Annotated in this window: 23 protein-coding genes and 1 pseudogene; 11 read left to right on the forward strand and 13 right to left on the reverse strand. The window is 71.4% G+C overall.

Annotated elements, in window-relative coordinates; translation table 11 throughout:
- Positions 1 to 33 precede the first annotated feature (33 nt).
- Both OG598_RS13360 and OG598_RS13365 read left to right on the forward strand, forming a co-directional pair.
- Complete coding sequence (locus tag OG598_RS13360; protein ID WP_328654728.1) at positions 34 to 369, forward strand: ArsR/SmtB family transcription factor; 336 nt, start codon at positions 34 to 36, stop codon at positions 367 to 369.
- A complete protein-coding gene (locus tag OG598_RS13365; RefSeq protein WP_328654729.1) occupies positions 366 to 1,058 on the forward strand; it encodes a nitroreductase family protein in 693 nt (230 codons plus the stop codon). Before OG598_RS13360 ends, OG598_RS13365 begins: the two co-directional genes overlap by 4 nt.
- Here OG598_RS13365 and OG598_RS13370 read toward each other — a convergent pair.
- On the reverse strand, positions 1,003 to 2,409 hold the full coding sequence (locus OG598_RS13370; protein WP_328654730.1) for a nitrilase-related carbon-nitrogen hydrolase: 1,407 nt from the start codon (positions 2,407 to 2,409) through the stop codon (positions 1,003 to 1,005). The two genes, OG598_RS13365 and OG598_RS13370, sit on opposite strands and share 56 nt — an antisense overlap.
- Before the next feature lie 109 nt (positions 2,410 to 2,518).
- Here OG598_RS13370 and OG598_RS13375 point away from each other — a divergent pair, with 109 nt between their 5' ends.
- Complete coding sequence (locus OG598_RS13375; RefSeq protein WP_328654731.1) at positions 2,519 to 3,637, forward strand: sensor histidine kinase; 1,119 nt, start codon at positions 2,519 to 2,521, stop codon at positions 3,635 to 3,637.
- Entirely contained in the window at positions 3,637 to 4,290 is a 654-nt protein-coding gene (locus tag OG598_RS13380) for a response regulator transcription factor (RefSeq protein ID WP_328654732.1), read from the forward strand. Before OG598_RS13375 ends, OG598_RS13380 begins: the two co-directional genes overlap by 1 nt.
- Before the next feature lie 54 nt (positions 4,291 to 4,344).
- Here OG598_RS13380 and htpG read toward each other — a convergent pair whose 3' ends face one another.
- Complete coding sequence (gene htpG / locus OG598_RS13385) at positions 4,345 to 6,273, reverse strand: molecular chaperone HtpG (RefSeq protein WP_328654733.1); 1,929 nt, start codon at positions 6,271 to 6,273, stop codon at positions 4,345 to 4,347.
- Positions 6,274 to 6,422: 149 nt separating this feature from the next.
- On the opposite strand from htpG, the gene OG598_RS13390 reads away from it, so the two are divergent.
- Positions 6,423 to 7,121: an SDR family oxidoreductase gene (locus OG598_RS13390; protein WP_328654734.1), complete on the forward strand. Its 699-nt coding sequence runs from the start codon at positions 6,423 to 6,425 to the stop codon at positions 7,119 to 7,121.
- A 61-nt stretch (positions 7,122 to 7,182) separates the two neighbouring features.
- Here OG598_RS13390 and OG598_RS13395 read toward each other — a convergent pair whose 3' ends face one another.
- Positions 7,183 to 8,634, reverse strand: coding sequence for a M28 family peptidase (locus OG598_RS13395; protein ID WP_328654735.1), 1,452 nt, complete (start codon positions 8,632 to 8,634; stop codon positions 7,183 to 7,185).
- Between the two features lie 202 nt (positions 8,635 to 8,836).
- Here OG598_RS13395 and OG598_RS13400 point away from each other — a divergent pair, with 202 nt between their 5' ends.
- The gene (locus OG598_RS13400) at positions 8,837 to 11,605 is read left to right on the forward strand and encodes an ATP-binding protein (protein WP_328654736.1); all 2,769 of its coding nucleotides are present in this window, start codon (positions 8,837 to 8,839) and stop codon (positions 11,603 to 11,605) included.
- A gap of 14 nt (positions 11,606 to 11,619) precedes the next feature.
- On the opposite strand, the gene OG598_RS13405 is transcribed toward OG598_RS13400, so the two are convergent.
- Both OG598_RS13405 and OG598_RS13410 read right to left on the reverse strand, forming a co-directional pair.
- Positions 11,620 to 12,378 (reverse strand): hypothetical protein, encoded by a 759-nt coding sequence (locus OG598_RS13405; RefSeq protein WP_328654737.1) that lies wholly within the window; start codon positions 12,376 to 12,378, stop codon positions 11,620 to 11,622.
- Positions 12,375 to 12,875, reverse strand: coding sequence for a SigE family RNA polymerase sigma factor (locus OG598_RS13410; RefSeq protein WP_328654738.1), 501 nt, complete (start codon positions 12,873 to 12,875; stop codon positions 12,375 to 12,377). Before OG598_RS13410 ends, OG598_RS13405 begins: the two co-directional genes overlap by 4 nt.
- Positions 12,876 to 13,013: 138 nt before the next feature.
- Here OG598_RS13410 and OG598_RS13415 point away from each other — a divergent pair, with 138 nt between their 5' ends.
- Complete coding sequence (locus OG598_RS13415; protein WP_328654739.1) at positions 13,014 to 13,844, forward strand: DUF3152 domain-containing protein; 831 nt, start codon at positions 13,014 to 13,016, stop codon at positions 13,842 to 13,844.
- 13 nt (positions 13,845 to 13,857) lie between these two features.
- Here the strand turns inward: OG598_RS13415 and OG598_RS13420 are convergent, their stop codons facing one another.
- Positions 13,858 to 14,505: a hypothetical protein gene (locus OG598_RS13420; RefSeq protein WP_328654740.1), complete on the reverse strand. Its 648-nt coding sequence runs from the start codon at positions 14,503 to 14,505 to the stop codon at positions 13,858 to 13,860.
- Between the two features lie 163 nt (positions 14,506 to 14,668).
- Between OG598_RS13420 and OG598_RS13425 the strand changes: the two genes are divergently transcribed.
- From OG598_RS13425 to OG598_RS13435, 3 genes are read left to right on the forward strand one after another with little or no spacing between them, the layout of a single operon-like run.
- On the forward strand, positions 14,669 to 15,712 hold the full coding sequence (locus tag OG598_RS13425; protein WP_328654741.1) for a hypothetical protein: 1,044 nt from the start codon (positions 14,669 to 14,671) through the stop codon (positions 15,710 to 15,712).
- A gap of 20 nt (positions 15,713 to 15,732) precedes the next feature.
- A complete protein-coding gene (locus tag OG598_RS13430; RefSeq protein WP_328654742.1) occupies positions 15,733 to 16,137 on the forward strand; it encodes a YbaB/EbfC family nucleoid-associated protein in 405 nt (134 codons plus the stop codon).
- A 23-nt stretch (positions 16,138 to 16,160) separates the two neighbouring features.
- On the forward strand, positions 16,161 to 16,787 hold the full coding sequence (locus tag OG598_RS13435) for a hypothetical protein (protein ID WP_328654743.1): 627 nt from the start codon (positions 16,161 to 16,163) through the stop codon (positions 16,785 to 16,787).
- Positions 16,788 to 16,848: 61 nt separating this feature from the next.
- Here the strand turns inward: OG598_RS13435 and OG598_RS33550 are convergent, their stop codons facing one another.
- Together OG598_RS33550 and OG598_RS33555 are read right to left on the reverse strand one after the other, a co-directional pair.
- Positions 16,849 to 17,553, reverse strand: coding sequence for a S1 family peptidase (locus OG598_RS33550; protein ID WP_442931507.1), 705 nt, complete (start codon positions 17,551 to 17,553; stop codon positions 16,849 to 16,851).
- A gap of 3 nt (positions 17,554 to 17,556) precedes the next feature.
- A pseudogene (locus tag OG598_RS33555) lies at positions 17,557 to 18,135 on the reverse strand (snapalysin family zinc-dependent metalloprotease); the annotation flags it as partial.
- Positions 18,136 to 18,271: 136 nt separating this feature from the next.
- On the opposite strand from OG598_RS33555, the gene OG598_RS13445 reads away from it, so the two are divergent.
- Positions 18,272 to 18,835, forward strand: coding sequence for an AMIN-like domain-containing (lipo)protein (locus OG598_RS13445; protein ID WP_328654745.1), 564 nt, complete (start codon positions 18,272 to 18,274; stop codon positions 18,833 to 18,835).
- Positions 18,836 to 18,944: 109 nt separating this feature from the next.
- Here the strand turns inward: OG598_RS13445 and OG598_RS13450 are convergent, their stop codons facing one another.
- The 5 genes from OG598_RS13450 to OG598_RS13470 form a co-directional block, all read right to left on the reverse strand.
- Positions 18,945 to 19,523, reverse strand: a complete 579-nt coding sequence (locus tag OG598_RS13450) for a dihydrofolate reductase family protein (protein ID WP_328654746.1) — start codon at positions 19,521 to 19,523, stop codon at positions 18,945 to 18,947.
- The gene (locus tag OG598_RS13455) at positions 19,520 to 20,719 is read right to left on the reverse strand and encodes an RNA polymerase sigma factor (protein ID WP_328654747.1); all 1,200 of its coding nucleotides are present in this window, start codon (positions 20,717 to 20,719) and stop codon (positions 19,520 to 19,522) included. Before OG598_RS13455 ends, OG598_RS13450 begins: the two co-directional genes overlap by 4 nt.
- A 20-nt stretch (positions 20,720 to 20,739) precedes the next feature.
- A complete protein-coding gene (locus OG598_RS13460) occupies positions 20,740 to 21,093 on the reverse strand; it encodes a YciI family protein (RefSeq protein ID WP_328654748.1) in 354 nt (117 codons plus the stop codon).
- A 39-nt stretch (positions 21,094 to 21,132) separates the two neighbouring features.
- Entirely contained in the window at positions 21,133 to 21,546 is a 414-nt protein-coding gene (locus OG598_RS13465) for a DUF6069 family protein (RefSeq protein ID WP_328654749.1), read from the reverse strand.
- A gap of 269 nt (positions 21,547 to 21,815) precedes the next feature.
- The gene (locus tag OG598_RS13470; RefSeq protein WP_328654750.1) at positions 21,816 to 22,643 is read right to left on the reverse strand and encodes a peptidoglycan-binding domain-containing protein; all 828 of its coding nucleotides are present in this window, start codon (positions 22,641 to 22,643) and stop codon (positions 21,816 to 21,818) included.
- Positions 22,644 to 22,671: the final 28 nt, after the last annotated feature.

Below are 22,671 nucleotides of genomic sequence, written 5' to 3' on the forward strand. Positions count from 1 at the left end.
CGAAATCCCGAAATGAAAGCTAGCATGGCCCTCATGAGAGCCCTGCATCATCCCGATCTCACCTCGGTCGACCTGGCCACCCTGCTCGGCGCCCTGGCCGACCCGGTACGCCTCAGCGTCGTACGGCAGTTGGCGCAGGCCGGCGGCGTCGTCTGCGGCCAATTCGACGCGTTGTCCGACGTCAGCATTTCCACGCTCTCGCATCACCTGAAGGTCCTGCGGGCCGCCGGCGTCCTCCGTGTCACGCCGAACGGCAGTTTCCGTCGCCACGAGTTGCGGGCCGACGAGATCAACGAACGGTTTCCGGGCATCCTCTCGGCGATCATCGCCAACCTTGACCTGCCGGAGCGAGTAGGAGTGCCCGCATGACCGACGCCACATCGACCGGAAAGAACCCGCCGAGCACGCTGGGCCTGTCCGCCGACGAGGTCCTGAGCACGACCCGCGCCGTCCGCAAACGTCTCGACCTGGGACGCCCGGTCCCCCGCGACGTGATCGAGGACTGTCTGCGCATCGCGCTCCAGGCACCCAGTGGCCGCAACAGGCAGCGCTGGGACTTCATTTTCGTCGAGGACCGCGAGACCCGGGCGGCCGTCGCCCGACTGTGGCGACTCGGCCTGATGGCGCCGCCACCGGCATCGGGCGGCACCGGGCCGGCCTTCAGCCGGATGAACTTCGCCTCCGAGCAGTGGGGTCGGATCGCCGGCAGTCTGGCACACCTGGCGGACCACCTGCACGAGGTCCCGTTGCTGCTCATCCCCTGTCTCCGCGTCGAGTCACGCGCCGAACTGGACAGCGTGCGCGGGCAGGCGGGGGCCTGGGGTTCGGTCATCCCGGCGTTCTGGAGCTTCATGCTGGCCGCCCGGGAACGCGGGCTCGGCACCGCCTGGACCACCAGCCATCTCAGCTACGAGCGGGAGATGGCCGAACTACTCGGCATCCCCTACGACACGGTCGTGCAGGTCGCCCTCACCCCGGTGGCGTACACCCTGGGCACCGACTTCAAGCCCGGTCCGCGGGCCGACGCGGACGCGTTCGCCCACTGGAACCGCTGGTAACCGGCACCACCCCACCCACGGCCAGGACCAACAGGGCCACCGACAACAGCGGAAACCAATCTCCGGTACGCGAATAGACGGTGCCCCACCCCGACGTCGGCGTGGTGAGCAGCAACTCCGCGTCCCCGGCGGTGGCCTCACCCACCATCCTGCCGCCGGGGTCGGTGACCGTCAGCCGGCCGAACGCCGCAGCCCGGACCACGACGAGCCCGTTCTCGACGCCCCGGACAAGGGCCATCCGTCCGTGCAGCCAGCCATCGGAGGTGAAGTCCAGGGCGGGGACGAGCAGCACCGAGGCGCCCTGCGCCCGATACCGCCGGACCAGACCGGGATGGTCGAGGTCCTTGCAGATCGCGACGCCGAACCGCCCGTCCACGAGCACCTCGTCCTCACCCGGCGTCAGCCAGTCTTCCAGGCCCGGGATGAGATGCTGTTTCTCGTACGTCGCGACGGTCCCGCCGGGTTCGAGCACCAGTGCGACGTTGCTCGCCCTGTCCGCCCGATGCCGCACCGCGCCGACGACTACCTGGGCCTCGGTCTGCTGGAGCGCGGCCACGAGCACGGGCATCGTCGTGTCCGTCACGGCGAACACCTTCTCCGGCAGCACGACGATCCGTGCGCCACGGGCGACCAGACCCTCGACCCGCGCGGCGTAACGGGCGAGCAGGTCATGCCCGGGCGGCCGGTCGATCGGAAGCCCGTCCTCGGGCTGGCGCAGGGCCACCAGGCCGACGGTCAGTCGCGCGGCCGGCTCGGGGGAACGGCTCAGCGACCAGGCCGACCACCCGCTGGCGCCGAGCAGGAGGACGAGCAGGCAGGTGAGCGCCGGGCGAGGGCTCGGGCGCAGGGCGGCGAGGGCGATCGGGACGGCGAGCAGCAGGTAGGTGACGCCCCAGACTCCGGTGAGCGCGGTCAGTTGGATCACCGGGCGGACGTCGGCCTGGGTGTAGGCGAGGCTCCACCAGGCGCCGTGCGGCAGCAAGCGGGACGCGACGTACTCCCCCAGCACCCACAGCGAGGGCGCCGCGAGGACGGCGAGGACCGTTCGTCCGCGCAGCAGTAGTCCGCGGGCGAGCAGGACCGTGCCGGTCGCCAGGCCGACGCCGAGCAGGACCACACCGGCGACCACGGGGACCGGTAGTCGCAGGGTCCCGAGGTAGTAGCCGAGCACGCCGCCCTGACCGATCAACCAGGCGAGGGCGGTCGCGCAGAGTGCGGTCCTCGGGCGTACCCGCGTCGAGGCGAGGATCAGCGGGAGCGGGGCGAGCCAGGTCAGCGCGGCGACCGGATGCAGCCCGGTGCCGGCGAGCCAGAACAGGCCACTCAGGAGCGTGGCGAGGATCGTCGTCATTTGTCGAGCGTGCGGCGCGGGCGGCCGGAGCGGATCGCCGTACGAGCCCGGATCGATCTGGTCCCGTGGAGGGAGGCGTCAGCGGGCCGGGCCGGACGATACTGCCGACGTGAAGCGGTACGTCAATCTCGCCGTCACAGTGACCGCCGTGGCCGCGACTGTGCTGCCCGCGCTGGCCGGTGGGCCACGTGCGTGGTGGGTGCTGCCGCTCGCTGTCGCGTCGTCGGTGCCGGTGCTGTGGCGGGACCGGGCGCTGCTGCGGGTCGCCCTCGTCGTGGGCGTCGCCACGACCGTCTCGGCCTCGCTCGGCGCGCCCCCACTGCTGCCGGTCGGACCGCTCGTCTGCCTCTACACGTTCGCGGCGCGGGCCTCCCTGCCGATCCGCCTGCTCGGCATCGCGCTCACCGCCGCCGGACTGCTGGTCTCGCTGCTCTATCCCCGCCCGGACGTGGAGGTGCTGCGCTACCTGTCGGTCGCCTACCTCTTCGCGTACGCGCTGGGCACCAGCACGCGGGCCCGTCGAACCCAGGCGGCGGCTCTCACCGAACGCGATCGTCGCATCGCCGGTGAACGTGCGGCGGCGGTGCTGCGCGAACGCACCCGGATCGCCCGCGATCTGCACGACATCCTCACCCACGCGGTAGGCGTCATGATCGTCCAGGCGGAGGCGGGTCCGCTGTTGGTCCGAGACCAGCCGGATCGCGCCGATGCCACGTTCGCCACGATCGCCGCCACCGGCAGGGACGCTGTCGTCCAGCTCCGCCGCGCGGTCGGCAGCCTGCACGAACCCGCCGACCACCCACTCGACCAGCCGGGTCTGGACCAGCTTCCCGTCCTCGTCGAGCGGGTCCGGGCCGCCGGCCTCGATGCCACGCTCACCGTCTCGCCGTCCGCAGGTGCCGTCGAGCCGACGCTCGCACCGCCCCCGGACGTCGGGGTGGCCGCCTACCGGATCGTGCAGGAGGCGCTGACCAACGTGGTGCGGCATGCCGGGGCCCGATCGGTTCGCGTTCGACTGGACCACACGGCGCACTCGTTGACCGTGTCGGTCACCGATGACGGCCGCGGCCACCAGGCGTCCGAGACCGGCGGGCCCGGGTACGGGATCGTCGGCATGCGCGAGCGCGCCCACGCCTGCGGCGGAACCCTGCGCACCGGCCCGGCCTGCGACGGCCACGGCTTCACGGTGACCGCCACCCTGCCGTTGTCGGCACCGGCGGTGCTCTGATGCTGCGTGTCGTGCTCGCCGATGACCAGGACCTGTTCCGGGCCGGGTTCGCCACCATCCTCGGCGCCGAGCCGGACATCGAGGTGGTCGCCGAGGCCCCCGACGGCGCGGCCGCGGTGCGGGCCGCCCTCGACCATCGCCCCGACGTCGTGCTGATGGACATGCGCATGCCCGTCCTCGACGGCGTCGCCGCGACCCGACAGGTCTGCGCGCTCACCACGAGCCGGGTTCTCGCCCTGACCATGTTCGACACCGATGACTACCTGTACGCGGCGCTGCGGGCCGGGGCCAGCGGCTTCCTGCTCAAGGACGCTCCCCGAGCCGACCTGGTGAACGCGGTCCGGGTGGTCGCCGCCGGGGACGCCCTGCTCGCTCCCGCCGTCACCGCCCGGGTGATCGGCGAATTGCACCGGCGCGGCCATCCGGACCCCGTCCGGGCCGCCGCGGTGACCGCTCTGACCGCCCGCGAGACGGACGTGCTGCGCCTGATTGCGGCCGGTCTGTCCAACGCCGAGATCGCCGCCCACCACCACCTCAGCGAGCACACGGTGAAGACCCATGTCGGCAACCTGCTCACCAAACTGCACCTGCGCGACCGCGCCCAGGCGGTGATGATCGCCTACGAGTCGGGTCTGGTGATCCCCGGCCAGTGACGTGACCGGCCGGCGGGCCCGCTGTTCCGGGCGGGCCGCCGGCCGGGGGTACGCCTACAGGGTGCGCGCCAGCCGGTCGGCGAGCGTCCGGGTGAAGCGGGCCGGGTCGGCCAGCTCACCGCCCTCGGCGAGCACCGCCAGGCCGTAGAGCAGCTCGGCGGTCTCGGTCAGGGCGGCGCTGTCGCTGCCCTGCTCGTGGGCCTTGCGCAGCCCGGACACCAGCGGGTGACCGGGGTTGATCTCCAGGATCCGCTTGGTCGTGGGGATCTCGTGCCCCATCGCCCGGTACATCTTCTCCAGGGTCGGGGTGAGGTCGTGGGCGTCGCCGACGACGCAGGCCGGTGAGGTGGTCAGCCGCGACGACAGGCGGACCTCCCGGACGCTGTCCGTGAGGGTGGTCCCCAGCCAGTCGAGCAGCCCGGCGAACTCCTGTCGCTGCTGCTCGCGCTCGGCCTCCGCCTGCTGCTTCTCCTCGTCGGTGTCCAGGTCGATCTCGCCCTTGGCGATCGAGCGCAGCGGCCGACCGTCGTACGTGCCGACCCGCTCGACCCACACCTCGTCGACCTGGTCGGTGAGGAGCAGCACCTCGTGCCCCTTGGCCCGGAACGCCTCCAGGTGCGGAGAGTTCTCGATGGCGGCGCGGGACTCGCCGGTGGCGTACCAGATGTCGCTCTGGCCGTCCTTCATCCGCGACACGTAGCCGGCCAGGTCGGTGGGCTCGGCCGGGTCGTTGGTCGAGGCCACCGACAGGATGTCCAGCAGGGTGTCCCGGTTGTCGGTGTCGTCGATCAGCCCTTCCTTGACCACCGCGCCGAACTCGGTCCAGAAGGTGCGGTAGCGCTCCGCGTGGTTGGCCTTGAGGTCCTTGACCGTGGCGAGGACCTTCTTGACCAGGCGGCGGCGGACGATCTGGATCTGCCGGTCCTGCTGGAGGATCTCCCGGGAGATGTTCAGCGACAGGTCGTGCGCGTCGACCACGCCCTTGACGAAGCGCAGGTAGGTCGGGACCAGCGCCTCGCAGTCGTCCATGATGAAGACGCGTTTGACGTAGAGCTGGACACCACGGCGGCCCTGCGGGGAGAACAGGTCCAGTGGGGCGTGGCTGGGCAGGAAGAGCAGCGCCTCGTACTCGAAGGTGCCCTCGCCCTTCATGTGCACGACCTCGAGCGGGTCGGCCCAGTCGTGGCTGACGTGCTTGTAGAACTCGTTGTACTCGGCGGCGTCGACCTCGTCGCGGGGCCGCGCCCAGAGTGCCTTCATCGAGTTGAGGGTCTGCACCTCGCGGGTGGCGGCCTCACCGTCGGCGCCGGGTCGTTCGACGCTCATCCGGATCGGCCAGGCGATGAAGTCGGAGTATCGCTTGACGATCTCGCGGACGGTCCACTCGGCGGTGTAGTCGTGCAGGTTGTCCTCGGTGTCGGCCGGCTTGAGGTGCAGCGTCACAGTGGTGCCCTGCGGCGCCTCGTCGACCGCCTCGATCGAGTAGGTGCCCTCGCCGGTGGACTCCCAGCGGGTGCCGCCGGTCTCGCCGGCCTTGCGGGTCAGCAGGGTGACCCGGTCGGCGACCATGAACGCGGCGTAGAAGCCGACGCCGAACTGGCCGATGAGGTCCTGCTTGGCGTGGGCGTCGGCGGACTCGCGCAGTTGGCGCAGCAGCTCGGCGGTGCCCGACTTGGCGATCGTGCCGATCAGCTGGACGACCTCGTCGCGGGTCATCCCGATGCCGTTGTCGCGCACGGTGAGGGTGCGGGCGTCGCGATCGATCTCCAGGGTCACGTGCAGGTCGTCGGTGTCGGCGACGAGGTCCTTGTCGACGAGGGTGGCCAGCCGGAGCTTGTCCAGTGCGTCGGACGCGTTCGAGATGAGTTCCCGCAGGAAGACGTCCTTGTTCGAATAGATCGAGTGGACCACCAACTGGAGGAGCTGACGCGCCTCGGCCTGGAATTCCAACGTTTCGGCCTGGTTGCTCACACCGTCTCCCATCTCGGCTCGTGCGAAGGTTCGCGGAAAGGATACGAGTCGTCACCGGTCGGGGTGTGGGCGCGTCCGGGTCGTATTCCCGATCCGGTCGACCACCCCCGTGACATAGCTGACTTTGCTTAACAGAAGTCAGGTCGGATAGCGTGACGGCCATGAAGATCGCTGGAAGCACCGCCCTCGTCACCGGCGCCAACCGTGGCCTCGGCCGGCACCTGGCCGCCGAACTCCTCGCCCGGGGCGCCACCGTCTACGCCGGCGCCCGCAACCCCGACAGCGTCGACCTACCCGGCGTGACGCCGGTCCGCCTCGACATCACCGACCCCGCCTCGGTGGCCGCCGCCGCCGAGCTGGCCGGCGGCGTGAACCTGCTGATCAACAACGCGGGCATCGACACCCGGACCGACCTGCTCGACGGCGACCTGGACCTCGTCCGGCTGGAGTTGGAGACCCACTACATCGGCACCCTGTCGACAATCCGGGCGTTCGCGCCGGTCATCGCCGCCAACGGCGGCGGAACGATCCTCAACGTGCTCTCCGTCCTGTCCTGGTTCGGCTCCCCGACCCACGCTGCCTACAGCGCCGCCAAGTCCGCCGAGTGGGCGATGACCAACGTGCTGCGCGTCCAACTGGCCGACCGGGGCGTCCGGGTCGCCGGCCTGCACGTCGGCTACCTGGACACCGACATGGCCGCGGACATCACCGGCCCGAAGTCCGACCCGGCGGCGATCGCCCGCATCGGCGTCGACGGCGTCGAGGCCGACGCGTACGAGATCCTCGCCGACGACCTCAGCCGCCAGGTGCAGGCCGGGCTGGCCGGCGGCGTCGCCGCGCTCTACCCGCAGCTCCCCTGACCCACCACGCGACGGGCCGCCACCGGAGACAACCGGTGGCGGCCCTTTCTCGGGTACGCGGTCAGCTCGCCTGCAACGTCACGTCGTCGATCACGAAGGTGGTCTGCAACGAGGAGTCCTCGGTGCCGGTGAACCGCAGCGTCACCGTCTGCCCGGCGAACGCGGCCACGTTGAGGCTGCGCTGCACGTAACCGGTCGCGGCGTTGAGATTCGAGTACGTCGCCAGCGTGGTCGAGCCCGCCTGCACGGTGAGCCGGTCGTACGCCGTGGAGCTGGTGGTCTCGGCGGTGTCGATGTGCAGCCAGAACGACAGCGTGTACGTGGCGCAGCCGGCCGGCAGTGTCACCGACTGCGACAGGTTCTCGGTGCGGGTGCTGCCGAACCCGTTGAGCCACGCCTTGTACGACCCGCTCCGGGCCGGCTGGCCGCTGGCGTTGGTGATCACGCCGGAGGACGCGGTCCACGGCGTGCTGCCGCTCTCGAAGCCACCATTTCCGACCACCTGGCCGCCGGTGCAGGTCGGGGTGCCGCCGCCCACGGCGAGCTGCCACAGCGCGTACGCGACACCGTCGGCCGCCCGGTTCAGCACCGTGGCGCTGACGTTGGCGGTGGTGTCGCAGGACCGGTGGTAGCAGGGGTCGTACGCGGAGTTGGCGGTGCCGCCCCACTTGGCCGCCTGGGCGCTGGTCTTGCGGGCGCTGGCGCCGGCGGCGTAGCCCGAGGTGGGGATGCCGGCCTGCTGGAAGTAGTAGTCGTCGGAGCGGCCCTGACCCTCGACGTTCTCCTCCGGTTGCAGGCCCAAAGAGTCCCAGTACGCCTTCAGCGGCGCCGCCGTGGTCGAGGTGACCCGGTTGATGAAGTAGCCACCGTTGGTCGAGCCGACCATGTCGAAGTTGTAGTAACCCTTGATGTAGCCGCGCTGGGTGGCGCTGAGCGAGTTGACGTAGAACCGGGAGCCGTTGAGCCCCTGCTCCTCGTCGGTCCACCAGGCGAACCGCACCCGCTTGGTCACTGTCGGGTTCTGCGCGGCCAGGACCAGCGCGTTCTCCAGCAGTGTCGACGAGCCGGTGGCGTTGTCGTTGATGCCCGGACCGGCCGCGACGCCGTCCAGGTGCGCGCCGAACATGACCACCTGGTCGGCCGGGCCGCCGGGCCACTCGGCGATGAGGTTGTTCGACGGGTACCGGCAGCTGGAGCAGTACTGCTCGCTGACTGTGTAGCCGGCCGACTGGAGCCTGGTCTTGACGTAGTTGAGCGAGGCGGTGTAGCCGGCCGAGCCGGCCCGTCGGTTGCCACCGTTGCTGGTGGCGATGGCGTTGAACTGGGTCAGGTGCGCCTGGACGTTGGTGATGGAGATGTCCGGCGCGGCCAACGCGGCGGCGGACGCGGCGATCGGCCGGGTCACCGTCGTGGCGGTCGGAGGTGACGCGGTCGCCGGTTGGGCGGCCAACGGCACCGTCATCCCGGCGAACACGGCGAGCGCGATTCCCGCGCTCAGCGTTCTGCCTCTCATGGGGGCTCCTCGGGGTTGGAGAGATACCCGAGACACTTACAGATATCTATTTCTAGAGCATCGGTCGTTCGTCCCGAACCGCCGCCGATTCGACGGTGGGTACCGGCGTCGGCACAGGTGAGTAGAGGTGTCAGGATGGGTAGGTAACGCGGCAGGGGTCGTCGGGCCCGGAACGGGGGCTTGCGATGGGGTCGGATCGAGCGTGACACGACCCAGCACCGACCTGTTTCTCGGCGGCGACACCGGGCGGTTGATGGCACAACTGGACTGGTCCGGCACGCCGCTCGGCCCGGTCGACGGATGGCCGCAGAGCCTGCGCGCCGCCGTCCGGATGGTGCTCTCCTCCCGGTATCCCATGCTGCTGCTCTGGGGCGAGAGCTACTCCCAGCTCTACAACGACGCGTACTCCGCGCTGATCGGCGACAAGCACCCCGCCGCGCTCGGCGACGACGTACGAGTGACGCTGGCCGAGGGCTGGCACGTGCTCGCCCCGCTGATCGAGGAGGCCATGGCGACCGGGGTGGCCAGCTGGGTCCCCGCCCTGCAACTGCTGCTGGAGCGGGCCGGCTACCGCGAGGAGGCGTACTTCAGCGTCTCGCACGCCCCCGCCCGCGACGACGACGGCCGCACCGTCGGCGTACTGACCGTGTGCAGCGAGGTCACCCAGCAGGTGGTCGGCGAACGCCGGCTGCGTCTCCTGCGCGACCTGTCAGTGCTCGGCGACGGGCGCACCGTCGACGTGGACGCCACCGGCGCTCGGATGATCGACGTGATCGACGGCCACCCCCTGGACGTGCCGTTCGCCGCCATCTACCTGCGCGACGGCACGGCGCTGCGCCGGGTCGCCTGCACGGGCGGCGACCACTGGCACGCCCGGTCGCTGCCGGACGCCGTCGAGCTGACCGACCCGGGTCCGCCCGCGTACGCCTGGGGGTTGACGGACGCCGCCGAGGGTCGGGTGACCCAGGTGACCGACGTCGCCGACCGGCTGCCGCTGCCCGCCGGCCCGTGGAACGACCCGGTCCGCACCGCGCTGGCGCTGCCGCTGCCGTCCGCCGACGAGGACCAGCCGCTCGGCGTCCTGCTCGCCGGGGTCAGCCCCAGCCGAGGGCTCGACGAGGCGTACCGCTCCTTCCACCAGCTGCTCGCCCAGCAGATCTCCGTGGCGCTGCGCAACGCCCAGGAGTACGAGGAGGAGCGGCGCCGGGTCGAGGCGATGGCGGAACTGGACCGGGTCAAGACGGACTTCTTCGCCAACGTCAGCCACGAGTTCCGTACCCCGTTGACCCTCATCCTCGGTCCGCTGACCGACGCCCTCACCGACGCCACAGCGCCGTTGGCGGCGGTGCAGCGGGAGCGGGTGGAGACCGGCTGGCGTAACGCCACCCGACTGTTGACGCTGGTCAACAGCCTGCTCACCTTCTCCAGCCTGGAGGCCGGGCGGGCGCGCAGCGACGCCCGGGTGGTGGATCTGGCCGCGCTGACCGCCGAGCTCGCCGGGGTGTTCCGGGCCGCCATCGAGCGGGCCGGGCTGACCCTCGAGGTGAGCTGCCCACCGCTGCCCCGGCCGGTCGCTGTCGACCCGGTCAACTGGGAACGCATCGTCACGAACCTGCTCTCCAACGCGCTGAAGTACACGTTCATCGGCCGCATCCGGGTCACCCTCGACGCCGACGACGAGGAGGTGCGCCTCACCGTCGCGGACACCGGCATCGGCATCGCCGAACGGGACCTGCCGAAACTCTTCGAACGCTTCCACCGGGTGCGGGGCGCCCGCTCGCGCAGTCACGAGGGCACGGGCATCGGCCTGGCCCTGGTGCACGAGTTGGCCCGGCTGGAGGGCGGCGACGTGCGTGTGACCAGCCAGGTGGGCGTCGGCAGCAGGTTCACCGTGACGCTGCCCTGGTCGGCGGCGCACCGCACCGCGGTCACCGGGCCTGCGGTGGACGGACGGGGTGACGCGGCCCGCGCCGCCGTCGAGGAGGCGATGGGTTGGCTCACCGAACCGGACGACGCGCTGACCGAGCCCGATCCCGCGTCCGGGGCGGCCACTGACGAGCTGGCCGGCGCCCGGATCCTGCTCGCCGACGACAACGCCGACATGCGGGCGTACCTCACCCGGCTGCTCACCGGGCAGGGTTGGCGCGTGCGGGCCGTCACCGACGGCCGGCAGGCCCTCGACGAGATCCACAGTGATCTGCCCGACCTGGTCCTGACCGACGTGATGATGCCGGTGCTGGACGGCTTCGACCTGGTGCGCCGGCTACGCGCCGACCCGATGACCCGGACGCTGCCGGTGCTGGTGCTCTCCGCCCGTGCCGGCGGGGAGGCCAGCGTGGAAGGCCTGAGCCTGGGCGCCGACGACTACCTGGTCAAACCGTTCGCCGCGGCCGAGTTGATCGCCCGCATCCGGGCCAGCATCCGCCGAGCCCGCGACCGCACCCCTGCCGCGGCCGTCGTCGGCGACCCGGCGACTGTCGCTGCCCCGCCGGCACGAACCGCCCCGGTCGGCCCCGTTCCGCCGACCCCGGTGGTCGACGCCGTCCGCGACGCGTCAGTGGCGGTGGAGGCCCAGCCCGCGCCGGACGGGCTGGGCGACCTCCTGGACGTCGGGTGGACGTACCCGTCCGCGGCCACCTCCGCCGCCGCGATGCGTCGCGACGTCCGGGGCGCACTGGGCGAGCTGGACGTCGACCCGGACGTGCTGGAAGACCTCCTGCTCGCCGCCTCGGAGGCCATGAACAACGCCGTCGAGCACGCACAGCGACCCAGCCGTCCGGAGGTACGGGTGCGCGTCCAGGTGGGTGCCGGGCTGATCCGGATCTCGGTACGGGACTTCGGCACCTGGCGGGACCGCCGGCCGGCGATGGACCGGGGGCGCGGCGCCCTGCTGATGAACGCCTACGGCGACGTGCGGCTGGTCTCCACCGCCGAGGGGACGACGGTGACCATCGAGCGTCGACTGGTCTGAGTGCCGGCGGCGCGTCAGAGTCGGCGGCCGCCGGCGTCGCGGGCGATGATGCCGTCCAGCCGCTCTCCCGGGGTGAGCCGAGCCGGGTCGAACCAGAAGATCAGCACCTGCTTGTCGCCACTCCACGGCGCCACTCGGGCGTCGACCTGCCGACCGTCGACGGTGCCGATGATCCGCTTGGCGGGGCCGACGAAGTAGCCGAAGGTGGGCACCGGCGCGGCAAAGCCCTCGTCGTAGCCGATCTGGTGGAACCCGGCGCTGCGGTCGCTGCCGTCGACGTCGTTGACCAGGATGTCGGTGCTCAACGAGCCGTCCGGCGCCTGGCGACCGGCGGCCAGTCCGATGGACACCTTGGGCTCACCGGGCACGGACACCGGGATGAAGTAGTAGACCCGACGCTCGGCGCCGTGCCGCACCCCGCTGTCCACGATCTGGCCCAGGGGCTTCGGTGGAGGCTCGTCGCGGCCCACAGTCGGCGGTGGCGTGGAGCCCAGCGACTTCTCCGCCCACGGCGAGACACCGACCGACGGTGGAGCGACGGCGACCGGCGGCGGGTGCTCGGTCGGTGCCGGGTCGCCCGGCCCGGGCGCGCCGACCGCCACCACGACGACCACGGCGGCCAGGCCGGTCGCGAGCGTCGCCGCGCCGGCTCCGGCGACGCGTCGACGGGTACGCAACCGACGTCCCTCGCGCATCACGGTGTCCAGATCGAGCACGGCGTCGGGACGCTCGGTCGCCCGCATGGCGTGGCGGAGCCGTTCCAGCTCGCTCATCGGCGCGCCCCCTCATCGGCCGCGCGGGGCGCGGCGGTGCGCAACTTCTCCAAGGCCCGCGAGCTGGTGCTCTTGACCGTGCCGACGGATACGGACAGTTCCCGGGCCACCTGCGCCTCCGGCAGGTCGAAGTAGTAGCGCAGGACGACGATGGCGCGCTCTCGGGGGCTGAGCGCACCGAGGATGCCGATCAACCAACGCCGCGTGGCCACGTCGTCGGCCACGTCGCCGCGCCGCTGCTCCGGCACCTCGTCGGTCGGGTACTCCCGCATCGGCCGTCGCCACCCGTCGACCAGATGGTTGACCAGCGTGCGGCGGGCGTACCCGTAGGCGTCGTCGTCGTGGATCCGCGACCACGACGCGTAGGTGCGCACCAGCGCGGTCTGCGCGGCGTCCTCGGCCTGGTGATGGTCGCCGGTCATCAGGAACGCGGCGTGCACCAGTCGCGCGGACGCCGCCCGCGCGAACTCGACGAAATCCGCGTCACCCCGCGCCACCGCGAACCCTCCCCGTGCCACAGAGCTAGAGACGGGCGAGGCCGGCGAAAGGTTGAGCGCTGGGTCACATCAACTTTTCGCCACTGTCACCCGTCTTCTCCTCCGCGCCGCCGCCGAGCGACGCGCGAGGGGAGATACATGTCGACGAAGGCTACCCGCCGCCGGGGACCCGCCTCGATGGCGTCGCTGCTGGTGGTGGCGCTGCTCACCGGGTGCGGCCTGCCCGCCGCCGGGCAACCCGCCACCGACCCGGTCGCCGCCGGGCCGCTGCCCAGCGGACCGGCGACACCTACCGGTCGGCCGACCCGGGCCGCCGAGGTCCGACCCAGTTCCGCGCCCGTCGTCCCGGTCAGCTACCCCGCCACCGGCAGTAACCGCTGGTCGGTGGCGCCCGGCGAGACGACCCCAGCGCGCGCGACGGGCGGCCGGTTGCTGCGCTACCGGGTCGCCGTCGAGCGCGACATCCGGGGCCTGCCGGCGAAGGACATCGCCACGGCGATCACCACGACGTTGAACGACCCACGCGGGTGGACGGCGGGCGGGGCGTGGCGGCTGCGCCGGGTCGGTGCCGGCGAACCGACCGACTTCACCATCTACCTGGCGACCCCCGGCACCCGCGACACCCTCTGCCAGGACGTGCCGGACGCCTACACCTCCTGTCGCAACGGTGGCCGGGTGGTGCTCAACGTGGCGCGCTGGGTCAAGGGGGTACCGGGTTACGGCGCGACGCTGGAGACCTACCGGCAGTACATGGTCAACCACGAGGTGGGGCACAAACTCGGGTACGGCCACGAGCGGTGCCCCGGGCGGGGCCGACCCGCGCCGGCGATGCAGCAGCAGACGCTGGGCCTGCACGGCTGCACCGCGAACGCCTGGCCGTACCCGAAGGGCAAGGCCCGCTACAGCGGGCCGGTCGGGGCGTACGACGACGCGATCCCCCGGCGTGAGGGCGCTTATTCGGCATCGTGAGGACGGCGTGCCCTCAGGTACGCCGGCGGCGCTCCTGGTCGAGTCGCTCGTCCTGCCGGCCCATCTCGTAGATGGCGTTGAGGCTGGTCGGCAGTCGGCTGACGTTGTCCGGCACCGGGCCGGGATCCGGTGGCGGCCCGGAACCCGGTGGCGGACCGGGGTCGGGTGCGGCGGCGGGGGCCGGTGCCCGGCGGCGCAGGAGCAGCAGTGCCAGCACCGCGAGGACCGCCACCACCAGCAGGTACGACGCGGGTGGCCAGGCATTCCGGGTGGGGTTGGCGAGCGCCGGCGGCGGGGTCGGCGCGGGGGTGTCGCCGCCGTGCCAGGGCACGACGGCCTCGCGGGTGCCGGTGTCCTCGCCAGCGGTGCGGCGATCGGGGGCGGCGGGTGTGAAGACGCCGTTCGCCGGCCCGGCTGGCCCGGGGATCGCGGTGGGTTCCACCGGGCTGGGCTGACCGGCGACCGGTGGCCGACTCGGCGTGGCCGCCCCGGTGGGGGTGGCGCTCGGCGCCGGGGCGGCACTCGGCGTGTCGCCACCGAGCAGGTCGTCGACGATCTGGCCGACGCCACCGACGATGTCACCGAGCGGATGAGAGGTGGCCGACGGGGACGGCGCGGGCGCGAGGGCGAGGGTCAGCGCGAGGACCACGACGGTAGGCATGACGCCACCTCCGATGTGCCGATGTGCCCGGCACGCTACCGCAGGGAGTGGGCGTGCGGTGACCGCCGCTGCCGGGGCGACGAACGCGTGTCACGTCAGAGGACAGCCGGCTGCGCCCTCCTCGCCTACGATGCCAGGAACGCAGCGGGGAGCGAGGGGCGGCATGGTCGATTTCGCGGTGGACCCGGTTGACGTTCGCGCGCGTGCGCGAACCCTCGGCACCACGATCGCTGAGGACTACGCGAACGAGGCGGACGAGTTCGCCCGCAACTCCGTCGTTGATGCGCCCGGCTTCGGCCTCGCCTTGTCGCCGGTGGAGGCGCTCTACATCCAGCGCGTTGAGTTCCTCGTGAAGGACGTGCGGGGTGCTGCGGACGTGTGCCGGCAGATCGGCGAGAAACTCGGCGTGGTCGCGGATCAGTACGAGCGCGCGGAGAACCTGCACGTAGGCGGGTTTGGCGGCACGCCGGGGCCGATGAGCAGTTTCGGCGATGCCTACGGCAAGACCGGTGTTGCCGACCTTGCCCAGGATCCGGCGCTGCTCGTCGCCGCTGGCGCCTCGATCACGCTGGCGGAGATCGGCGCGATCATGGCTGGCATGTCGGCCTGCGGCGCGCTGTGCCCGACGTTCATCGTCGGTGTGACCGGCGCGGCCCTGTTCGTGGCCAACCCGCTCGGAATCGCCCAGGCGGGTGCCGATCTGATGCGTCACGGCGACAATCTGCAGAAGTCGCTCAACACGAATTTCGACAAGATCTGCTCGGCGGCGACAGCGACCTGGAAGGGCCAGGGCAAGGACAGCTTCGTCATCATGTCGACCAGGCTCAAGGCCCATCTCGACGAGCTCGGCGCATACATCCGCACCCTGGGCGAGACTCTGCACTCTCTGGAGATCGCGCTCGCCGGTCTGTGGATCGCCCTGGGTGCGATGACGATGCCGTTCCTGGCCTGGCTGATCACCATGCGCACCGCCCAACTCATACCCGGTTTCGCCCCCGCGCTGGAGCCGATCATCCAGGCGGCCGGAGCCGCTGTGGCCGGCTCCACCACCACGATGATCGCGGGGGTGACCGCGCTGGGCGGGCTGGCCTTGGCGCTCATCAATGGGCTCGCCAAGGATTTTCTGAAGCTGATGGCATTGCCGGACGACGGCGCGGCAGGCACACCGGACCTGACCGAGTTCCGCGTCGGCGAGAACTTCGCCTGACCCCGCCATAAGGAGCCTTCGTGATCGACCCAGACGTGCAACGCCGGATCGAGGGCATGGCCGAACAGGCGACCCGGTTCGCCGCCTCCATGCAGAATCTCACCGGCGAGGGCACCGACGACGCGGAGCTGGTACGAGCGACGTGTGACGCGAGCGGTCGCCTCGTCGACATCGACCTGGCGGCGGGCACCCGACGGATGCAGACCTACGAGCTGCGAGAGGCGATTCTTGCCGCCGCCGGCCGGGCCGCCGACGCGGCCAGCGCCAGCCTGGCGGACGCGGTCTCGCAGGTGACTCGGAGCACCGACGTGTACGGCGCCGACGCAGTGCGCCAGGCCCAGGAACAGGTTGCCCAGTACCGGCGGCTCGTCGACACCCAGCGGGACAAACTCGAGCAGCTGCGCGCCGGCCTCGGCCAGTCATGAGCACCGGGGCGCCAGAGCTGCGCATGCGCCGACGCCTGCTGCGGTTGCTCGGCACGCTGCGACCGGTCAAGGCCGGTTACCAGATGCGCCCGGTGACTGCCGGCGGGGTCTTCGGTGTGGCCGTCGCCGCGCTCCTGGCTCCCTTCGTGACCGCGCCGCTGGCCTCTCAGGTGCCGTGGCTGCCGTTCGTCGCCGCGCCCGCCGTGGTGGTGGCTGTTCCCCTGCTCTACATCGTGGCGACTTCTGCTGCTGGCGCCTGGTACTCCTGCGGCGCCGGGCTCCCGATGCTGTCGGTCACCGACGGAGAGGTCCGCGGCCGACTACGCGGAGTGTGGGCCGATGAACTGGCCGACGCCGACCCCGATGACCCGGCCTGGTGGGACCTGCGGCTGCCGGCCCGTGCCCTCAGCGGCGTTCGCGTGGAGCGCGACAGCCCTGGCGGCCCGCTCCTCGTCCTCGACCTGCCACTCGCGGCAGCGGAGGCGCTGACGGCGCGCGCTGACACGCAGAAGTTGGCCGAGCACTGGCGCAGCAGCGTCGACAGCCCGGCCGCGTGGCAGATCGGCCTCTTCGAGGGACGGTTTCGCCGCGAGCGCCGTCTCCGGGAATTCCTGGAGGCACTCGCCGCCGCGGGTGGCCCAGTCCCCTAGAACCTGCGCCGAGGGCGGAGGTCGCCTGTCGCACGTCCTCCGCCCACAGCGTCCGAGGTGGTCAGACGGGCAGGCCGCCGACCTGGGTGTTGATCCAGGACCGGATGGACGGCAGGTCGACGTAGATGGACGGGCCGGTGGCGCAGGTGGAGTTGTTGTTGCCGGCCCGACTCGTGGCACCGATCAGGTTCCACACTCCGTTGACCTGGCGCACCTGCGGCCCACCCGAGTCGCCGTAGCAGGCGCCGGAGTTGCCGTTGGTGTTGTTGGTGCAGATCTCGTACGGGCCGTTGATGCCGGAGCACCGGCTGTCGGCCACGATGGACGTGTCGAGTTCGTTGGCCACGGCCGGGGCCGAACCGCAGCCCCTCGGGGCGCAGGTCTGGCCCCAGCCGATGATCCGGGTGGCGGTTCCGACAGCGCCGGAGGTGCTCGGGATCGGGGCCGGCGCGTACGTGACCGAGCTGGCCAGTTGCAGCAGCTTGACGTCGACGCTCGGGTGGTTGACCGCCCGGGTCACCCGCACCACGGTGCCGCCGCTGGAACGGTTGACGCTGCCCACCCGCACCGAGGACGGCGTCGAACAGTGCTTGGCGGTGACCGCCCAGTTTCCCTTGATCAGCGTGCCGGTGCAGCCGGAGACGTACACCATGAAGGGGTAGTTCTCCGTGGCCGGCCGGCCGCCGACCACCAGCGGGCTGATGTCCGAGGCGCCGTTCCAGGTGTAGGTCGTGCTGGCCGGCGCGGCCAGGGTGCCGGCGAACAGCGAGTTCACCCGGCTCGCCTCGGCGGCGCTGGGGTTCGCGTTGCGGCAGGAGACCGGTGCGCTGCTGCCGGACATCAGGTCGGAGCAGAGGCCGGTGCGCCGGTCCGGCAGACCCAGGATGTGGCCGACTTCGTGGGTGGCGATGCGGGTGCGGTCGTAGCCCTGGTTCACGGCCGTGCGGCCCATCCAGATCCGGCCCGAGCCGAGACCGGTCGGCTGCGCGCGGGGCCAGCCTTCGTCGACGTAGATGGTGATGCTGGCCGGGGTGCCGGCCAGGAGTCGCACGTTGCTGACCCGGCTGTTCCAGATCTGCGCCGCCTGGTCGAAGTTGGTGCGGAACTCGCCGGTCCGGCTCGCGTCGTAGTAGACGGTCCGGACGGCGGCGGCCGGCGCACCGGTGGCGAGCTGCATCCCGGCCGCCGCCAGGATCGCCACCAGCATGGCCAGCGCCGCGCGTCTCAGTTGTCCTCGGAACATCGGGTACTCCCCTGCGGTCGTCCGGCGGCCGTCGGCCACCAGCTCATCGATGCACGTAGATATTAATGTGACGGCGACCGATGTTCGGCATAGCGGAAGCGTCATACCGGCGGCGTGGAGGGTGTTACCCAGCGGTTACGTCGCAGCGAAGCGCCCGTGCCGGGGCAGGACGACGGTGGCGGCAGAGGGTCACCGGCAGCGCCGCCGCGACGTGACCCCGGTATCGAACGGAGAAGCCACAATGAGGATCAGGAGCGCACTGACCGCGTTGGCGGTCGCCCTCGCCGGGCTGGTCGCCAGCGCCGGCAGCAGCACCGCCGCCGGCACCACGACCGCAGCGGCGTACTGCGGGATCACCTGGGGCAGCGCGGAGAAGGCAGCCGGCGCGCTGAGCGACGCCCCGCTGATCGACGTACGGACCGGCCGGCACGACTGCTACGACCGGGTGGTGTTCGAGTTCAACGGCCCGGTCGACGGTTACGCGATCGGCTACGGCGAGACGTGGACCGAGGGCGAAGGGCTGGCGCTGTCGCCGTACACGGCCGGCAGCGCGCTGCTACGGGTTTCGCTGCGGGCACCGTCGTACGACGACGATCACCTGGGCACCGTGCCCTACGCGGTCGGCGAGCACGTGGCGAACCCGCTGCGCTACCCGACGCTGCGCGACGTGGTGTTCGGCGGCAGCTTCGAGGGCTACAGCACCTTCGCCGTCGGCGTACGGGCGCGGTTGCCGTTCCGGGTGCTCGTGCTCGCCGGTCCCGGCACCCACTCTCGGGTGGTGCTCGACGTCGCCCACCAGTGGTGACCTGGGCCCGGTGACGTCGGGCAGGCCGTCCGGATCCTCGACAGCGCCCTCGCCCGCCGCAATCCGGCCGCCGGCGCGCGCGAACGGCTGGTTCGCCGAGCCGGGTCAGTCAGACGTGCAGGGTGGGCCGATAGACGAGCTCCTGGGTGCGACCGTCGAGGGTCCGGCTCTCGACCAACTCCAGGTCGAAGTCGGCCGCTCCCTGGAAGATCGGCTCGGTGCCGGTCTGTCCGGTGATCACCGGGAAGAGCGTCACCTGGACGAAATCGACGAGTCCGGCGGCCATCAACGCCCGGTTCAACGACAGACTGCCGTGCGACCGCAGGGGCACGGCGGACTCCTCCTTGAGCCGGGCGACGACGTCGACGGCGTCCCCGCGCACGACTGTCGCGTCCGGCCAGTCGAGCGGGCCTTCCAGCGTGTTCGACACCACTGTCGCCGGGAGGTTCCTCATCCGGGTCACCCAGGCGTCGCGGACCTCGGACTCGTCGGTGCTCGCGGCCAGCATCTGCGCGAACACCCGGTACGTGTTGGCCCCGAAGACCATGCGCTGCTCCTCGCTGTACGAGGACAGGCGGTGCGCGAGCAGTTCCGGGCCCTGCTTACCCCAGTACCCGCCCCAGTTTCCACTGGTGGTGCCGAAGCCGTCGAGGCTGGAAAAGACGTCGATGGTGTAGGTAGCGGTCATGATGTTCTCCGTTCACTGGTGAGTTCGGTGCGACGGGTCTCCAGGTAGGCCCGCTCGGTCTCGTTGGTGGCCAGTGCCGCGGCCTGGTCGTAGGCGGCTCGGGCCTCGTCGTCCCGTCCGAGCCGGGCGAGCAGTTCGGCCCGGGTGGCGGGCAGCCGGTGGTAGCCCGGAAGGTTGATGTCCTCCAACGCGGCGAGGGCCACCGCCGGCCCGTGCACCTCGGCGACGGCGACCGCACGGTTGAGCGCCACGACCGGGGTCGGCGCGAGAGCGAGGAGCTGGTCGTACAGTGCCAGGACCTGCGGCCAGTCGGTGGCGGCGCCGTCGGTGTGCACAGCGCTGATCGCGGCCTGGATCTGGTACGGGCCGGGCTGGTTGCGACGCAGGCATCGGCGGACCAGGTCGTGACCCTCGGCGATGAGCGGCCGGTTCCACAGTGATCGGTCCTGGTCGGCCAGCAGCACCAGGTCGCCGGTCGGGCCGAGCCGGGCCGGGCGGCGCGCCTCGGTCAGCAGCAGCAGAGCGAGCAGACCCAGGACCTCGGGCTCGTCGGGCATCAACGCGGCGAGTTCGCGAGCGAGCCGGATCGCCTCGGCGCACAGGTCCGTCCTGATCAACGGGCCGGCGGTGGACGCGTACCCCTCGTTGAACATCAGGTAGAGCACCGCGAGGACGGGTGGCAGCCGGTCCGGCAGCTCATGTTCGGCCGGCACCCGGTACGGGATGGCGGCGTCGCGGATCTTCTTCTTGGCACGCACGATCCGCTGGGCGACGGTCGCCTCCTGGACCAGGTAGGCACGGGCGATCTCCGGTACGTCGAGGCCGCCCAGCAGGCGCAGTGTGAGAGCCGTGCGCGCCTCCGGGGCCAGCGCCGGGTGACAGCAGGTGAAGATGAGTCGTAGCTGGTCGTCCCGCACCGGTCCCACCTCCGAGGGCTCATCCTGGTGATACAGCAGCAGGGCCTGGGCGTGCCGGGCCTCGCGGGTCGACTCCCGGCGGAGACGGTCGACGGCACGGTTGCGTGCGGTGGTCACGATCCAGGCGCCCGGGTTCGGCGGCAGTGTCTGCCACTTCTGCAGCGCCGTGGTGAAGGCGTCCTGGACGGCCTCCTCGGCGAGGTTGATGTCACCGAGGAGGCGGGCCAGGGTGGCGACGCAGCGGCCGTACTCCGCGCGGTAGACGCTCGCCAGGTCCATGTCGGGAGACCGGCTACCGGTCAGGCCTGGGACAGGTCGTCGAAGGGGCGCACCTCGACCGGGCCGCAGGCCGCCGCACACCTCTCGGCCCAGGCCAGCGCCGCGTCCAGGTCCGGACACTTGATGACCCAGAACCCGGCGATGTGCTCCTTCGTCTCGGCGAACGGTCCATCGCTCATGGCGGTGGCGCCGTTCTCGACCCGGACGACGGTGGCGCTGTCCGGCGAGGTGAGTCCCCCGCCGAAGACCCAGGCGCCCGCGGCCTGCATGTCGTCGTTGATCCGGCCGGTCTCCCTGAACATGATCTGTGTTTCCTCGTCGGACGGCGTCGGCGCGCCCTCGACGACGTGCACGGACAGCAGGTACTGCTTCATGACGATCCTCCGGTAGCTCGATGGTGGGATGGGTACAGGTCAGGCGGCCAGGCGGCGCGCGACGGCGGGGATCACGATCGCGGCCGCGACCAGGTGGGTGAGCATCAGCAGCGCCTTGGTGGCCACCTCGGCGTCGGCGATCACGTCCGGCACCAGGGACAGTGCCGTCAGCACCACTGTCGTGCGGACGAACGTGAGCCGGGGGCGCCGGGCGAAACGTGCCAGCGACGCGGCGATGATCACGCCGAGAAGCGAGAAGACGGCGGTCAGCACGCCGAACCCCGTCACGGGGATCGGGGCGTCGCCCAGCTCGAGGCTGATCCCGGCCAGGTTTCCGGCGGCGGCGACGGCCATGGTGGCGATGCTCGCCGCGACAGTGGCGGCGACACCGGTCCGGATCAGCGCGCCGACGTTCGACGTGGTGGCGCGGGTCGTGTTCGCAGTGGCGGTCATCGTGCCCTCCAGTGGGTGTGCGGCCCGTTGCGATGCCGGGCTCTCACCAGGGCTACGAACTGAACCGATCCCAATCGACAGCACGCTCGAACTTTTTCTCGACGATTTTGACGTCGGCGTGAGACGACGGAGTCTCAGGACATAGCGGACGAGCCCGACCACCGATTCTCGCAGCTCGACCGGCCGCGGCACCGCACGCCGCTCGGCGTGCGGTGCCGCGTCGTTTCACCAGCCCGCGTCCTCGGGCTCGGCGTCGGCGTCACTGCGCCTCAGAGCGACCGCTGGTACTCCTCCCAGGTCCGCTTCGGGCTGACCGCCGGTCCATCGTCGACGCCCCGGTTGGCCAGGCCGTTACGACCGAGGTAATAGTCGCCGGCCTGGTTCTGCGCACCTGTCGACTGGTCGGTGTCGGAGAGCGCGATGGCGTGGATGTGGTAGCCCCAGTCCCCCTGGGCCGGGGTCCGCAGCCACGCGGCGAAGCCCACAGTGCGCAGCCGACGCAACACGTCCGTCCGGACCGCCGAGGAGAGACCGCTGACCGACAGGTCGAGCGCGCCGCCGCCGTCGTGCGTGCCGGCGGAGGCGCCCACACCGCTGCTGTACGAGCCCTGCGTGATGCCGAGTTGGCGGCCGAGCAGGCGTTCGGCCTCGAGCAGCATCGACCTGGTGCGGGTGTTGACCTGCACACCGCGCAGAGTCACCACGCTGCCGGGCGAGATCGCCCTGACCACTGCGTAACGGCCCTCCCCCAGCGACCGCAGCGACGACGGGCCGGGAAGACCTGTGGCGTCGAGACCGGTGTAGCCCAGCGACCGCTGGTACGCGGCGTACGCGGCGATCGTGCTGGTGCCGAAATGACCGTCGACGTACGTCGACGAGAGCAGCCCTCTCGCCTGGAGTGCGCGCTCCACGAGCAGGACGCTGTCCTTGGCCCCCTCGGTCAGCGCGGTGTCCGGCCGACGCGGGTCGATCTGCGCCGCCTTGATCAACGCCTCCATGTCCAGCTGCGGCAACGCGGCAGTGGCCGGGCCGGCCAGCGGTACGACGCCGACCACCGCCGCACCGGCGGCGACGAGCAGGTTCCTTCTCGTGAGCACGCTTCCTCCGTAATATATTGACGAATTC

The organism is Micromonospora sp. NBC_00330 (assembly GCF_036136635.1).
In the GTDB taxonomy this organism is placed as follows: Bacteria; Actinomycetota; Actinomycetes; order Mycobacteriales; family Micromonosporaceae; genus Micromonospora; species Micromonospora salmantinae.

Coding starts and splice junctions, on each gene's coding strand:
- OG598_RS13405 (WP_328654737.1), bottom strand. CDS start 12,378: ATGAGCGAGCTGGAACGGCTCCGCCACGCCATGCGGGCGACCGAGCGT.
- OG598_RS13420 (WP_328654740.1), bottom strand. CDS start 14,505: ATGCCTACCGTCGTGGTCCTCGCGCTGACCCTCGCCCTCGCGCCCGCG.
- OG598_RS13395 (WP_328654735.1), bottom strand. CDS start 8,634: ATGAGAGGCAGAACGCTGAGCGCGGGAATCGCGCTCGCCGTGTTCGCC.
- OG598_RS13425 (WP_328654741.1), top strand. CDS start 14,669: ATGGTCGATTTCGCGGTGGACCCGGTTGACGTTCGCGCGCGTGCGCGA.
- OG598_RS13460 (WP_328654748.1), bottom strand. CDS start 21,093: ATGAAGCAGTACCTGCTGTCCGTGCACGTCGTCGAGGGCGCGCCGACG.
- OG598_RS13455 (WP_328654747.1), bottom strand. CDS start 20,719: ATGGACCTGGCGAGCGTCTACCGCGCGGAGTACGGCCGCTGCGTCGCC.
- htpG (WP_328654733.1), bottom strand. CDS start 6,273: ATGGGAGACGGTGTGAGCAACCAGGCCGAAACGTTGGAATTCCAGGCC.
- OG598_RS13380 (WP_328654732.1), top strand. CDS start 3,637: ATGCTGCGTGTCGTGCTCGCCGATGACCAGGACCTGTTCCGGGCCGGG.
- OG598_RS13360 (WP_328654728.1), top strand. CDS start 34: ATGAGAGCCCTGCATCATCCCGATCTCACCTCGGTCGACCTGGCCACC.
- OG598_RS13415 (WP_328654739.1), top strand. CDS start 13,014: ATGTCGACGAAGGCTACCCGCCGCCGGGGACCCGCCTCGATGGCGTCG.
- OG598_RS13365 (WP_328654729.1), top strand. CDS start 366: ATGACCGACGCCACATCGACCGGAAAGAACCCGCCGAGCACGCTGGGC.
- OG598_RS13370 (WP_328654730.1), bottom strand. CDS start 2,409: ATGACGACGATCCTCGCCACGCTCCTGAGTGGCCTGTTCTGGCTCGCC.
- OG598_RS13435 (WP_328654743.1), top strand. CDS start 16,161: ATGCGCCGACGCCTGCTGCGGTTGCTCGGCACGCTGCGACCGGTCAAG.
- OG598_RS13390 (WP_328654734.1), top strand. CDS start 6,423: ATGAAGATCGCTGGAAGCACCGCCCTCGTCACCGGCGCCAACCGTGGC.
- OG598_RS13445 (WP_328654745.1), top strand. CDS start 18,272: ATGAGGATCAGGAGCGCACTGACCGCGTTGGCGGTCGCCCTCGCCGGG.
- OG598_RS13450 (WP_328654746.1), bottom strand. CDS start 19,523: ATGACCGCTACCTACACCATCGACGTCTTTTCCAGCCTCGACGGCTTC.
- OG598_RS13465 (WP_328654749.1), bottom strand. CDS start 21,546: ATGACCGCCACTGCGAACACGACCCGCGCCACCACGTCGAACGTCGGC.